This is a genomic window from Pseudoxanthomonas sp. J31, from assembly GCF_000510725.1.
Lineage (GTDB): Bacteria > Pseudomonadota > Gammaproteobacteria > Xanthomonadales > Xanthomonadaceae > Pseudoxanthomonas.
This window is the reverse complement of record NZ_AZNZ01000002.1, coordinates 76,460-88,962: the sequence shown is the minus strand read 5'-3', so window position 1 is coordinate 88,962 and position 12,503 is coordinate 76,460. Positions and strand designations below refer to the sequence as shown.

12 protein-coding genes are annotated in these 12,503 nt (G+C 72.1%); 5 read left to right on the top strand and 7 right to left on the bottom strand.

Annotated elements, in window-relative coordinates; translation table 11 throughout:
* Position 1: 1 nt before the first annotated feature.
* The gene (locus PSEJ31_RS0103690; protein ID WP_028914688.1) at positions 2-931 is read right to left on the bottom strand and encodes a metalloregulator ArsR/SmtB family transcription factor; all 930 of its coding nucleotides are present in this window, start codon (positions 929-931) and stop codon (positions 2-4) included.
* 156 nt (positions 932-1,087) lie between these two features.
* On the opposite strand from PSEJ31_RS0103690, the gene PSEJ31_RS0103685 reads away from it, so the two are divergent.
* Positions 1,088-2,236 carry an acyl-CoA dehydrogenase family protein gene (locus PSEJ31_RS0103685; protein WP_028914687.1) on the top strand — a complete coding sequence of 383 codons (1,149 nt, stop codon included), beginning with the start codon at positions 1,088-1,090 and terminating at the stop codon, positions 2,234-2,236.
* 127 nt (positions 2,237-2,363) lie between these two features.
* A complete protein-coding gene (gene pbpC, locus PSEJ31_RS0103680; protein ID WP_028914686.1) occupies positions 2,364-4,778 on the top strand; it encodes a penicillin-binding protein 1C in 2,415 nt (804 codons plus the stop codon).
* 9 nt (positions 4,779-4,787) lie between these two features.
* Here pbpC and PSEJ31_RS0103675 read toward each other — a convergent pair whose 3' ends face one another.
* Entirely contained in the window at positions 4,788-5,270 is a 483-nt protein-coding gene (locus tag PSEJ31_RS0103675; protein ID WP_019399735.1) for a peroxiredoxin, read from the bottom strand.
* A 151-nt stretch (positions 5,271-5,421) separates the two neighbouring features.
* Between PSEJ31_RS0103675 and PSEJ31_RS0103670 the strand changes: the two genes are divergently transcribed.
* Positions 5,422-5,871: an Hsp20/alpha crystallin family protein gene (locus tag PSEJ31_RS0103670; RefSeq protein WP_019399736.1), complete on the top strand. Its 450-nt coding sequence runs from the start codon at positions 5,422-5,424 to the stop codon at positions 5,869-5,871.
* Positions 5,872-6,043: 172 nt separating this feature from the next.
* A complete protein-coding gene (locus tag PSEJ31_RS0103665; RefSeq protein WP_019399737.1) occupies positions 6,044-6,925 on the top strand; it encodes a DnaJ C-terminal domain-containing protein in 882 nt (293 codons plus the stop codon).
* A 213-nt stretch (positions 6,926-7,138) separates the two neighbouring features.
* Here PSEJ31_RS0103665 and pilH read toward each other — a convergent pair whose 3' ends face one another.
* A complete protein-coding gene (gene pilH, locus PSEJ31_RS0103660) occupies positions 7,139-7,543 on the bottom strand; it encodes a twitching motility response regulator PilH (RefSeq protein WP_028914685.1) in 405 nt (134 codons plus the stop codon).
* A gap of 159 nt (positions 7,544-7,702) precedes the next feature.
* On the opposite strand from pilH, the gene PSEJ31_RS0103655 reads away from it, so the two are divergent.
* The gene (locus tag PSEJ31_RS0103655; protein ID WP_028914684.1) at positions 7,703-8,557 is read left to right on the top strand and encodes a glycoside hydrolase family 16 protein; all 855 of its coding nucleotides are present in this window, start codon (positions 7,703-7,705) and stop codon (positions 8,555-8,557) included.
* A 97-nt stretch (positions 8,558-8,654) separates the two neighbouring features.
* Here PSEJ31_RS0103655 and PSEJ31_RS0103650 read toward each other — a convergent pair whose 3' ends face one another.
* The 4 genes from PSEJ31_RS0103650 to lpdA all read right to left on the bottom strand — a co-directional run bounded on the left by PSEJ31_RS0103650 (position 8,655) and on the right by lpdA (position 12,409).
* Positions 8,655-9,653 (bottom strand): YhdH/YhfP family quinone oxidoreductase, encoded by a 999-nt coding sequence (locus tag PSEJ31_RS0103650; protein ID WP_019399740.1) that lies wholly within the window; start codon positions 9,651-9,653, stop codon positions 8,655-8,657.
* A gap of 268 nt (positions 9,654-9,921) precedes the next feature.
* Complete coding sequence (locus PSEJ31_RS0103645) at positions 9,922-10,515, bottom strand: TIGR00730 family Rossman fold protein (RefSeq protein ID WP_019399741.1); 594 nt, start codon at positions 10,513-10,515, stop codon at positions 9,922-9,924.
* Positions 10,516-10,570: 55 nt separating this feature from the next.
* Complete coding sequence (locus PSEJ31_RS0103640) at positions 10,571-10,744, bottom strand: hypothetical protein (RefSeq protein ID WP_019399742.1); 174 nt, start codon at positions 10,742-10,744, stop codon at positions 10,571-10,573.
* Positions 10,745-10,972: 228 nt separating this feature from the next.
* On the bottom strand, positions 10,973-12,409 hold the full coding sequence (gene lpdA, locus PSEJ31_RS0103635; RefSeq protein WP_019399743.1) for a dihydrolipoyl dehydrogenase: 1,437 nt from the start codon (positions 12,407-12,409) through the stop codon (positions 10,973-10,975).
* Between the last annotated feature and the right edge of the window lie 94 nt (positions 12,410-12,503).

Below are 12,503 nucleotides of genomic sequence, written 5' to 3'. Positions count from 1 at the left end.
CTCAGGGCTTGTGCGCGATCAGCGAGATCACTTCGAAATGCGGGGGGCGGCGTTCGCGGGTCACCGTCTCCAGGCTGGTGACCACCAGCCCGGACTTCTCGGCGAACTTGCGCAGCTCGCGGGCGGTGAACCCGAGGTTCACGTGGCCGTAGGTCTCGACCACGGCCTTGTGTTCGTGGCGGGCCAGGCTGGTCAGCAGCAGGCGGCCGCCGGGGCGCAGCACGCGCGCGGCCTCGGCCACCGCCACCGCCGGGCGGTTGGCGTAGGTCAGGGCGTGCATCAGCACCACCAGGTCGAAGCTGCCGGCGCCGAAGGGCAGGGCGTGCATGTCGCCCTCGCGCACCTCGACGTTCTCCAGCCGGCGCAGGCGTTCGCTGGCGGCGGCCACCACCCGCGCGCTGGTGTCCACGCACACGTAGCGGCGCGAGTGCGGCGCCAGCAGCTCCGCCAGCACGCCGTCGCCGGAGGCGATGTCCAGCACGTCGCCGGTGTGCAGCAGCGGCAGCGCGCTGCGCGCCAGTGCTTCCCAGGTGCGGCCGGGGGAGTAGTGGCGCTCCATGTCGCCGGCCACCGAGTCGGCCCAGTTCTGGTCGGCCGCGCGCGCGGCCAGCACCGCCGGCAGGCGCTCGGCGTCCTGGCGCAGCAGCGGGTCGTCGCTTCCGGTGCTCAAGGCCTGCCACAATGCGCGCTGCGCCGGGTCCAGGCTGGCCTCGTCGAAGCGGTAGTAGGCGGACACGCCGGCGCGGCGGTCGCGCACCAGGCCGGCCTCCTTGAGCCGTGCCAGGTGGGTGGACACGCGCGGCTGCGCCAGGCGGGTGATGGCCGAAAGCTCGGCCACGGTCAGTTCTTCCAGTTCCAGCAGGGCCAGCAGGCGTACCCGGGTGGCGTCCGCGAACACCTTCAGCCGGGCCGACCAGTCCTCCAGATCCATAAATATCTTCCTATCGCGATATAGCGATAATTGTCCGCGCGACGGGGTGCCGCGGTCAACCGCGGCCACGGACCCGGGTCAGCAGGGCGTCCGGCATACGCCAGCGAATGGCGTAGTGGTTACAATCGCGACAAATACCGACCGGAGGGGTCCCCCGTGGATTTCAGCTTCACCGAAGAACAACTGATGCTGCAGGACGTGGCGCGCCGCATCGCCCAGGAAGTGATTGCGCCCAGCGCCGAGCATTTCGACCGCACCGGCGAGTTCCCGCTGGAGAACATCCGCCTGCTCGGCGAGAACGGCCTGATGGGCATCGAGGTGCCGGCCGAGTACGGCGGCGCCGGCATGGACCCCATCGCCTACGCCCTGGCCATGATCGAGATTGCCGCCGGCGACGCCGCGCACTCGACCATCATGTCGGTCAACAACTCGCTGTTCTGCACCGGCATCCTCAAGAACGGCAACGAGGAGCAGAAGCAGAAGTACGTGCGCGCCATCGCCGAGGGCCGCGAGATCGGCGCCTTCGCCCTGACCGAGCCACAGTCCGGCTCCGACGCCTCGAACATGCGCTGCCGCGCCGTGCGCCAGGCCGACGGCACCTACGTGATCAACGGCAAGAAGAGCTGGATCACTTCCGGCCCGGTCGCCCGCTACATCATCCTGTTCGCGGTCACCGACCCGGAAAAGGGCGCGCGCGGCATCACCGCGTTCATGGTCGACACCAGCCGCGAGGGCTTCCACCGCGGCAAGACCGAGCCGAAGCTGGGCATCCGCGCCTCGGCCACCTGCGAGATCGAGTTCGCCGACTACGTGGCGCGCCCGGAGGAAGTGGTGGGCGAGGAAGGCCAGGGCTTCAAGATCGCCATGAGCGTGCTGGATGCCGGCCGCATCGGCATCGCCTCGCAGGCCATCGGCATCGCCCGCGCCGCGTACGAGAAGACCATCGAGTACGTGAAGGAGCGCAAGGCCTTCGGCTCGCCGATCGGCGCCTTCCAGATGACCCAGGCCAAGATCGCCGACATGAAGTGCAAGCTGGACTCGGCGTTGCTGCTGACACTGCGCGCGGCGTGGCTGAAGAGCCAGGGCAAGCCGTTCTCGGCCGAGGCCTCGATGGCCAAGCTGGTCGCCTCCGAGGCGGCGATGTGGATCACCCACCAGGCGGTGCAGATCCACGGTGGCATGGGCTATTCGAAGGAAATGCCGCTGGAGCGATACTTCCGCGACGCCAAGATCACCGAGATCTACGAGGGCACCTCGGAGATCCAGCGCCTGGTCATCGCGCGCAGCGAGACCGGCCTGCGCTGATCCACGGCCAGCGACGCGACACCCAGGGGGCCGGGCAACCGGCCCCTTTGCTTTGCACGGATGGCCCGCGTGCTTCCGCGCGGCGTCCGGATCGCTTCAAATGGCAGGCCGAGGGGCAGGAAGGACGATGGGGCAGCCCGACGCAAACGCAGCAGCACCGCGCCGTACCGGGCGCGTACTGGCGTGCCTGCGCTGGGGCCTGGCCGCCGTGCTCGTCGCCCTGCTGCTGCTGGACCTGCTCTTCCCGCCGCCGCTGCCCGGCGCGGCCGGCGTCGCCACCGTGGTCACCGCCGCCGACGGCACGCCGCTGCGCGCCTTCGCCGACCGCGACGGCATCTGGCGCCATCCGGCCACGCCGGAGTCGGTCTCGCCGCTGTACCTGGAGGCGCTGCTGACCTACGAGGACCGCTGGTTCCGCTACCACCCCGGGATCAATCCGGTGGCGCTGGCGCGCGCCGCCTGGCAGTGGCTGCGCAGCGGCCGCATCGTCTCCGGCGGCTCGACCCTGAGCATGCAGGTGGCGCGCATCCTCGACGGCCACGACACCCGTAGCGGCCTGGGCAAGCTGCGGCAGATGGCGCGCGCGCTGCAGCTGGAGGCGCGCCTGTCCAAGGACCAGATCCTGCGAATCTACCTGGAGCGGGCGCCGTTCGGCGGCACCATCGAGGGCGTGGAGGCGGCCAGCTGGGCCTACCTGGGCAAGCCGGCCGCGGCGCTGTCGCCGGCCGAGGCGGCGCTGCTGGCGGTGTTGCCGCAGGCACCCAGCCGGCTGCGCCCGGACCGCCACCCGGAAGCCGCGCGCGCGGCGCGCGACAAGGTCCTGGAGCGGATGCAGGCGCTGGGGCGCTGGACCCCGCAGCAGGTGGAGGACGCCAGGATCGAGCCGGTGGTGGCGCGCTCGCTGCGGGTGCCGCAGCACGCGGCCCTGCTGGCGCAGCGCCTGCGCCAGCAGCATCCGCGTGCGCACCGCCTGGCCACCACGGTGGACGCCAACCTGCAGCGTGCCCTGGAGGAGCGCGTCGCCGCCTGGCTAGCGGCGCTGCCGCCGTGCACCTCCGCCGCCGTGCTGGTGGTGGACAACGCCAGCCTCAAGGCTTTGGCCTACGTCGGCTCGGCCGGGCTGGGCGATGCCGAGCGCCTGGGCCACGTCGACATGGTCCGCGCCTGGCGCTCGCCCGGTTCCACGCTCAAGCCGTTCCTGTACGGCATGGCCCTGGACGATGGCCTGATCCATTCGGAGAGCCTGCTGGTGGACGCGCCGCAGGACTTCGCCGGCTACCGCCCGGGCAACTTCGGCGAGGCCTTCAATGGCCCGGTCGGCGCGGCCGCGGCGCTGCGCCTGTCGCTCAACGTGCCGGCGGTGGACCTGCTGGACCGGGTCGGTCCGGCGCGCTTTGCCGCGCGCCTGGAGCACGCCGGGCTGCCGCTGCGCTTCCCGCGCGGCAGCCGGCCCGGGTTGCCGCTGATCCTCGGCGGCACCTCGGCGCGGCTGGAGGACCTGGTCGGCGCCTACGCCGCCCTGCAGCGCGGCGGCGTGGCCGGGCAGGTGCGCTACCGCGAGGAGGATCCATTGCTGCAGCGCCGCCTGCTCTCGCCCGGCGCGGCCTGGATCGTGCGCGAGGTGCTGCAGGCGGCGCCGCGCCCGGGCCATGCCAGCGGCGCGTTCGGCTCGCGCACCCCGCCGGTGGCGTGGAAGACCGGCACCAGCTACGGCTTCCGCGACGCCTGGGCGATCGGTGGCACCCGCCGCTATACCGTGGGGGTGTGGGTGGGGCGGCCGGACGGAACGCCGCTGCCGGGCCAGTACGGGGCGGTGACCGCGCTGCCGTTGCTGCTGGACACCCTCGACGGCTTGCCGCACCAGCCCGGCGACGCCGACCCGCTGCCACGCCCGGACACGGTGGCCGCGGTGGAGGTGTGCTGGCCGCTGGGCCTGGCCGCGGCCGAGACCCCCGGGCCGCTGTGCCAGCGCCGGCTGCGCGCCTGGACCCTGGACGGAGCGGTGCCGCCGACCTTCCCCGAGCGCGGGGCACGGCTGTGGAGCCCGGGCCGCGAGCGCTTCCTGGTCGACGCACGCAGCGGCCAGCGCCTGTCGGCCAGTTGCCGGCTGCCGCACGTGGCCCGCGAGGCCGAGATCGCACGCTGGCCGGCGCTGCTCTCGCCCTGGCTCAGCGCGGCCCAGCGCCGGGCCTCGGCGCTGCCGCCGCTGGCGCCGGACTGCGCCGACGACGGCCGCGAGGCGGTCGCGGGCCTGCACGTGGAAGGCATCGCCGACCGCGCCACCCTGGCCCCCGCGCCGGGCGGCGGCGGCCGCCTGGAACTGCAGCTGCGCGCGCTCGGCACCGAGGCGCCGGTGCAGTGGCTGCTGGACGGACGCTGGATCGGGCGCAGCGGGGGCGGGCGCCCGTTCGCCTACGACTTCGCCCGCGCCGGCGCGGGCACGCACGTGCTTTCGGCCCTGGCCGACAACGGCGCCTGGGCGCAGGTGCGGTTCCGCATCGCGGGGCTGGAGGACGGGCGCGCGCCCGCCGCGGCGCAGTAGCGGCCGCGCTCAGCCGGGCAGGTGCTCGAGCACGTAGTCGGCCGAGGACACCTTGAACTCGCCCGGCGCCTCCACGAACAGCGCCCGGACCACGCCGTCCTCCGCGTACAGCGCGAAGCGGCGTGCGCGCAGGCCCATGCCGTAGCCGCTGGCGTCCATCTCCAGGCCCAGGGCGCGGGTCAGGTCGGCGTTGCCGTCGGACACCAGCTGCAGCCCTTCCGGCGCGTCCAGGGTGCGGCCCCAGGCCTGCATCACGAACGGGTCGTTGACCGCCATGCACACCACCTCGATGCCGCGGCTGCGGAAGTCGTCGAAGCGCTTGATGAAGCCGGGCAGGTGCTTTTCCGAGCAGGTCGGAGTGAACGCCCCCGGCACCGCGAACAGCACCACCTTGCGGCCCTCGAACAGGGAAGGCGTGTCGATGTTCTCCACGCCTTCGCGGATGCGCTTGAGCACGACTTCGGGGATGGGGTCGCCGATCTGGATGGTCATCGTGGTTCCTCGCGCGGGGCGGATGCGGTGGCTGAACGCAGTCTAGCCGCACGCGGGTGGGGCGTCCGTGCACGGGTGTTGAAACCGCGGCCGCGGCTCCCATCTTGCGGGCATGGCCGCCAGGCGGCCCCGCAGACAGGAGAGTGACGACATGACCATCGTTCGCTACAACACCCTCAACGCCCTGCCGGCGCGCAACCTGCAGGAGGAGTTCAAGCAGGTCTTCGAGCGCTTCTTCGGCGACGTGGCCGGCGACCAGTCCGACGTGGTGACTAGCCAGTGGGCGCCGCGCGTGGACATCAAGGAAGAACACGACCGCTTCGTGATCTTCGCCGACATCCCCGGCGTGGACCCGAAGGACATCGAGGTGCAGATGGACCGCGGCATGCTCACCCTCAAGGGCGAGCGCGCCAGCGAGCAGGAGGACGGGAACGAGCGCTACACCCGCCGCGAGCGCGCGTGGGGCAGCTTCTACCGCCGCTTCGCGCTGCCGGACAGCGCCGATCCCGACGGCATCACCGCCACCGGCCGCAACGGCGTGCTGCGCATCGACATCCCCAAGCGCCCGGAGACCACGCCGCGCCGCATCGAGGTGAACTGAGGCCGCGCCCCGGCCGTCCGCCCGCGCGGGCGGACGGAACCGGGAGCGGCGTCCGGTCGCCGCGCCGCGGCGCGGCGACGGCAGGCCTTAGAATTCCGGCCCGTGGCGTCCGCGCCGCGGGCCGTCGTGTTTCCAGCCCCGGGCGACGCCGGGGCGCCAGCAGGGTAGTTGCATGGAGTTCAAGGATTACTACGCGATCCTCGGGGTCGAGCCCGGCGCGGGCGAGGCCGAGATCCGCTCGGCCTACCGCCGGCTGGCCCGCAAGTACCACCCGGACGTGAGCAAGGAGCCGGACGCGGAGGAGAAGTTCAAGGCCGTGGGCGAGGCCTACGAGGCGCTGCGCGACCCGCAGAAGCGCGCGGCCTACGACCAGCTGCGCGCGCGCGGCTACCGCCCCGGCCAGGAGTTCCATCCGCCGCCGGGCGGCTTCGACGGCGCCGGCTTCGACTTCGACGAGATCTTCGGCGACATCGGCGGCCGCCCCGGCGGCGGCTTCAGCGATTTCTTCGAGAGCCTGTTCGCGCGCCAGCGTGCCGGTGCGCGCGGCCCCGGCGCGGCCGGTGGCGCGCAGCCGCGCGGCGATACCCGCGCCAAGCTGGCGGTGCCGCTGGAGGCGGTCTACCGCGGCGACAGCGTGCGCATCACCCTCAACGGCCGCCAGCTGGACGTGAAGGTGCCCAGGGGCATCCGCGCCGGGCAGTCGATCCGGCTGGCCGGCCAGGGCAACGGCGGCGGCAACCTGCTGCTGGAGATCGAATACCAGGCCCACCCGCAGTTCGAGGTGGACGGGCGCAACATCCTCTACACCCTGCCGCTGCCGCCGTGGCAGGCGGCGCTGGGCACCACGGTCACGGTGCCGACCCTGGGCGGCCCGGTGGAACTGCGCGTGCCGCCGGATTCGGACAGCGGGCGCAAGCTGCGCCTGCGCGGCCGCGGCCTGCCGGGCACCCCGCCGGGCGACCAGATCGTGGAGCTGGAAGTGCAGGCGCCGGCGCCGACCACCGAGGCCCAGCGCAAGGCCTACCGCGACCTGGGCCGCGCGTTCGGGGAGTAACGGGCGCGGCCCCGGCGCGCCGCGCATCCATGCCCGCCGTCCGCGGAAGGGGGCGCCTCCAGCTTTCCACCGCCGCCGGTGCCGAGGCCGCAGGCTCCCGGCGGCTCGTCCCGCCCCGGGGGGTGCGTGTCGTCGCGGGTGTGAACGTCACTGCTCCGCTTGCGCGGCACGACGGCGGCAGGCCGGCGCGGGCAACGCCGGCGACCAGGCGGGTCAGGCCGTGCCGTCGGAAGGCTGTGCCGGCGCGGCGGCACCCTGGCCCAGCAGCCGGTTGATGACCTCGGCCAGCTCGGCCTCGGAGAACGGCTTGGTCAGGTAGGCGCGCGCGCCCTGGCGCATGCCCCACATGCGGTCGGTGTCCTGGTCCTTGGTGGTGACCAGCACCACCGGGATGTCGCGGGTCGAAGCCTCGCGCGACAGGGTGCGGGTGGCCTGGAAGCCGTTGAGGTTGGGCATGACCACGTCCATCAGGATCAGGTCCGGCAGTTCGGCCTTGGCCACTTCCACCCCGGCAGCGCCGTCCTCGGCGGTGAGCGTCTGGTGGCCTAGCTTCTCGACGATCCGCTGGATGCCCAGGAGCTGGGAGGGCGAATCGTCCACGATCAGGATGCGGGCCATGCGGAATCCCCGTTGTTTTCCCCTTTGCCGGCGAGTGTAGTCGGTGGTGGCCCCTGTCGGAAGCCGCCGCCGGACGGGCGGTAGCGCGTGCGGGCTGGGCCGGGCCTAGAATCGGCGACCGGCCGCAGCCGGCGGCCGGACCTTTCGGGGAGGGAAGGAATGGCAACGATCCGCATGACCCTGGCGCGAGCCGCCTGCGCCATGCTGTTGGTTTTCCCGCTTGCAGCCGCCGCGGCGGCCGCGCAGGAACCGGACGCCGCCGGCGCCCGGCAGTGGCGTTTCGGCAGCACGCCGGTGTGGCAGGACGAGTTCGAAGGTGAAGGCCCGCCGGACCCGGCGCGCTGGAGCTTCGACATCGGCGGCCACGGCTGGGGCAACAACGAACTGCAGTACTACACCGACCAGCTGGCCAACGCCTTCGTCGCCGACGGCCTGCTCACGATCGTGGCCCGCAAGCAGCGCGCCGGGAAGCTGCGCTACACCTCCGCGCGCCTGGTCTCGCGCGGCAAGGGCGATTTCCGCTATGGCCGGATCGAGTTCCGCGCGCGCTTGCCGGTGGCGCGCGGCAGCTGGCCGGCGCTGTGGATGCTGCCGACCGACAACAAGTACGGCAACTGGCCGCGCTCGGGCGAGATCGACGTCATGGAGCACGTCGGCTTCGACCGCGGCGTGGTCCACCAGACCGTGCACACCCAGGCCTACAACCACACCAAGGGCACGCAGCGGGCGGCGCAGAAGCGGGTGGAAGAGGTGGACACCAGGTTCCACCGCTACCGGGTCGACTGGACCCCGGACTACATCCACGGCTACATCGACGACGAGAAGGTGTTCGAGTTCGCCAACGAGGGCACCGGCCCGGACGCCTGGCCGTTCGACCAGCGCTTCCACCTGGTGATGAACCTGGCCGTGGGCGGCAACTGGGGCGGCGTGCAGGGCGTGGACGATGCCGCCTTCCCGATCTGGCTGGAGGTGGACTACGTGCGGGTCTACCCGCTGGAGGATGCGCCGCAGTAGGCCCGCGGCGCGGCGCCGGGGCCTGGCGGGTCCCGGCGCCGGCCGCCGGAGGCCGTCCGGCGCGGCGGGTAGCGCACCGGGCGCCCGCGCCGCGCCCTTACCCGATCCGCACCACCGTGCGGCCCAGCGACTGCCCGGCCAGCATGCGTCCGAACACCTGCGGCAGCTCCTCCAGGGTGACCTCGGCGGTGGCGATGGCGTCCAGCCGTGCCGGCTTCCACTCGTCCGCCAGCAGCGCCCAGATGTCGTCGCGGATGTCGCGCGCCGTGCCTGCCGAACCGATGCCCAGCAGCGACACCCCGCGCAGGATGAAGGGCATCACCGTCAGCGCGTCCAGCCCCGGGCTGGCGGCCAGGCCGGCGGCGGCAACGTTGCCGTAGGGCGCGGTCTGCGCCAGCAGGCTGACCAGCATCGGCCCGCCGACGTTGTCCAGGCCGCCGCCGAAGCGCACCGACTCCAGCGGACGGCTGGCCTCCAGCGCCTCGCGGCCCAGCACCTGGCTGGCGCCCAGCGACCTCAGGTATCCGGCCTGGTCGGCCTTGCCGCTGACCGCGTGCACCTCGTAGCCGGCCTTGCTGAAGATCGCCACCGCCATCGAACCGACGCCGCCGGTGGCGCCGGTCACCGCCAGCGGGCCCAGCTCCGGGCGCTGGCGGTTCTCGCGCATGCGGTACAAGGCCAGGGCCGCGGTGAAGCCGGCCGTGCCCAGGACCATGCTCTGGCGCAGGTCCAGGCCGCGGGGCAGGGCGACCACCCATTCGGCCGGCAGCCGCACGTAGGCCGAGTAGCCGCCATCGCGGGTCTCACTGAGGCCGCAGCCGGTGACCAGCACCTCGTCGCCCTCGCGGAACTTCGGATCGGTGGAGGCAACCACGTGGCCGGCCACGTCGATCCCGCCCACCAGCGGGAAGCGGCGCAGGATCTTGCCCTTGCCGGTGCCGGCCAGCGCGTCCTTGTAGTTGACCGAGGACCAGGCGGCCTTGACCACGACCTCGCCCGGGGACAGGTCGTCGAGCGTGACCTGCTCGATGCCGCTGCGGTAGCCGGCCTCGTCGTTGTGGATGCGGAACGCGGGGAAGGGAGCGGCAAGCGACATGGTTGGTCCTCCGTCGTCCCGGTGCCGCCGGGACCAGTCCCCGGATTTTCGCGAGCGGACGCGTGAAAGCAAAGCGGCGCCGTGGCCGGGGCGTGGCATGGGAGCACAGGCCCATCCATGCACTGCAGGCAGCGTGCGCGGCGAGGCGCGACGGTTTACTTCATGACGCTGCGGCGCTTCCCGTCGATCCGCGCCGGGAAAGCGCCAAGGCGCTGGCGACGTGTGGCGCGTCGCCACGCGCCAGCGGCCTGGCCGCCATCACGGCGGTTTACTTCATCACGCTGCGGCGCTTCTCGTCGATCCACTTGCTCGCCTGCGCCGGCTGGTAATCCCGCATCCACGCCAGCATCTGGTCGATGTCGCTGCCGTACCACAGGTCGGCGCGCTGGTCCGGGTGCAGGAAGCGCTCCTGGACCATGCGGTCGATCATGCCGATCAGCGGGGCGTAGAAGCCCTCGATGTCGAGGAAGGCGCAGGGCTTGTTGCCGATGCCCAGCTGGCGCCAGGTCAGCATCTCGAAGATCTCCTCCATGGTGCCGAAGCCGCCGGGCAGGGCGACGAAGGCGTCGGAGAGCTCGAACATGCGCATCTTGCGCTCGTGCATGGAGCCGACGATCTCCAGCTCGGTCAGGCCGCGGTGGGCCACTTCCCAGTCGGCCAGCTGCCGGGGGATCACGCCGGTGACCTCGCCGCCGGCGGCCAGCACCGCGTTGGCGACGGTGCCCATCAGGCCGACGTTGCCGCCGCCGTAGACCAGGCGCAGGCCGTCGCGGGCGATGCGCTCGCCCAGGGCGATGGCGCGCTCGGCGTAGGCGGGCTTGGAACCGGCATTGGAGCCGCAATAGACGCAGATAGAACGCATGGATCAGTTCCGTTGGGGGAGGGATGGGGGAATGCCGGGGCGCATGGGGCGCTGTTCAGCCGTTGCCGCGGTCGCGGCGCAGCCAGACCAGGACGGCCAGGGCGAGGAAGGCCACGCCGACGGCGCTGAAGCCGGGGCGTCCCCCATGGACGGCGCCGAGGATGAAGAGCACGCCGGCGGCGCCGTACAGGGCGGCGGTGGCGCGGGGTGGAAGTCCCTTGTTTTCCATCGCTCAGCTCCTGGTTTGGCCGGAACCGGAAAAACGCGAAGCCGGGCATTGGCCCGGCTTCGTGCCATGGCTCGGGAGAGCCTGGCTGGCGCCGTGGCTGCCCGAGGCAGCCCGGCGTCGTGCCGTAGCCCCAGGTTGGGGGCGGCCCGCGCCAACGGCGCGGAACGGCGGGATGGCAGTACGCATGCAGGCATCCGCCGCGCGGATGCCTGCCTCCACGAGGCGAGCTCAGTTCGCCTTGTGGATGGCGCGCTTGTCCACCGCCATGGCGGCATCGTGGATCGCCTCCGACAGGGTTGGGTGGGCGTGGCAGATGCGCGCCAGGTCCTCGGCCGAGCCGCTGAACTCCATGGTCAGCACGCCCTCGTGCACCAGCTCGGAGGCGTTCGGGCCGATGATGTGCAGGCCCAGCACGCGGTCGGTCTCGGCGTGGGCCAGGACCTTCACGAAGCCCGTGGCCTCGGCCATGGCCACGGCGCGGCCGACGGCGGCGAACGGGAAGCTGCCGGCCTTGTAGGGCACGCCCTCGGCCTTGAGCTGCTGCTCGGTCTTGCCGACCCAGGCGATCTCCGGCGAGGTGTAGATCACGTAGGGGATGGTGTCGAAGTTGACGTGGCCCGGCAGGCCGGCGATCAGCTCGGCCACGGCGATGCCTTCCTCGAAGCCCTTGTGCGCCAGCATCGGGCCGCGCACGCAGTCACCGACCGCCCAGACGCCGTCCACGCCGGTGTGGCAGTGCTCGTCCACCACGATCTGGCCGCGCTCGTTGACCTGCACGCCGGTGCCCTCGGCCAGCAGGCCGCGGGTGGCGGCACGGCGGCCCACGGCCACCAGCAGCTTGTCGACCACCAGGGTCTGCTCGCCCTTGTCGTCGGCGAAGGTGATGGCGACTTCCTTCTTCTTGCCCTTGCCGGTGACCTCGGCCTTGGAGACCTTGGCGCCCAGCTTGATGTCCAGGCCCTGCTTCTTGAACTCGCGCGCGGCCAGCTTGGAGACCTCGGCGTCGGCGGCCGGCAGGAACTCCGGCATCGCCTCGAGGATGGTGACCTCGGCGCCCAGGCGCTTCCACACGCTGCCCAGTTCCAGGCCGATGACGCCGGCGCCGATCACGGCCAGCCGCTTCGGGACCTCGGTGAAGTCCAGCGCGCCGACGTTGTCGACGATGTTCTCGCCGTCGAACTTCGCGAACGGCAGCTCGATCGAATCCGAGCCGGCGGCCAGGATCACGTTGCTGCCCTTGAGTTCGACCTCGGAACCGTCGTGCTGCTTGACCTTGACCACGTTGCCCGGCTGCAGCTGGGCGAAGCCGTAGTACGGGGCGACCTTGTTGGCCTTGAACAGCATGGCGATGCCGCCGGTGAACTGCTTAACGATGCCGTCCTTGCGGGCGATCATCTTCGGCACGTCGATCGCGGCGTCCTTGAAGCTGATGCCGTGCTGGTCGAACTTGTGCAGCATGTTCTCGTACTGGTGGGTCGAGTCCAGCAGCGCCTTGGACGGGACGCAACCCACGCGCAGGCAGGTGCCGCCCAGGGCCGGCTTGCCGTCCTTGCCCAGCGCGGCGTCGATGCAGGCGGTCTTCAGGCCCAGCTGCGCGGCGCGGATCGCGGCGTGGTAGCCGGCGGGGCCGGCACCGATGACGACGACGTCGAACTGTTCGCTCATTTGATTCGCTCTGTGATTCGGGATTGGTGATTAGTGATTCGAAAAGCGGGAAGCGGCGCGCAGCGGCGCCGCCGGTCCCGAATCCCGAATCCCG

Coding starts and splice junctions, on each gene's coding strand:
- PSEJ31_RS0103640 (WP_019399742.1), bottom strand. CDS start 10,744: ATGGAAAACAAGGGACTTCCACCCCGCGCCACCGCCGCCCTGTACGGC.
- PSEJ31_RS0103690 (WP_028914688.1), bottom strand. CDS start 931: ATGGATCTGGAGGACTGGTCGGCCCGGCTGAAGGTGTTCGCGGACGCC.
- pilH (WP_028914685.1), bottom strand. CDS start 7,543: ATGGCCCGCATCCTGATCGTGGACGATTCGCCCTCCCAGCTCCTGGGC.
- lpdA (WP_019399743.1), bottom strand. CDS start 12,409: ATGAGCGAACAGTTCGACGTCGTCGTCATCGGTGCCGGCCCCGCCGGC.
- PSEJ31_RS0103670 (WP_019399736.1), top strand. CDS start 5,422: ATGACCATCGTTCGCTACAACACCCTCAACGCCCTGCCGGCGCGCAAC.
- PSEJ31_RS0103655 (WP_028914684.1), top strand. CDS start 7,703: ATGGCAACGATCCGCATGACCCTGGCGCGAGCCGCCTGCGCCATGCTG.
- pbpC (WP_028914686.1), top strand. CDS start 2,364: ATGGGGCAGCCCGACGCAAACGCAGCAGCACCGCGCCGTACCGGGCGC.
- PSEJ31_RS0103665 (WP_019399737.1), top strand. CDS start 6,044: ATGGAGTTCAAGGATTACTACGCGATCCTCGGGGTCGAGCCCGGCGCG.
- PSEJ31_RS0103650 (WP_019399740.1), bottom strand. CDS start 9,653: ATGTCGCTTGCCGCTCCCTTCCCCGCGTTCCGCATCCACAACGACGAG.
- PSEJ31_RS0103675 (WP_019399735.1), bottom strand. CDS start 5,270: ATGACCATCCAGATCGGCGACCCCATCCCCGAAGTCGTGCTCAAGCGC.
- PSEJ31_RS0103645 (WP_019399741.1), bottom strand. CDS start 10,515: ATGCGTTCTATCTGCGTCTATTGCGGCTCCAATGCCGGTTCCAAGCCC.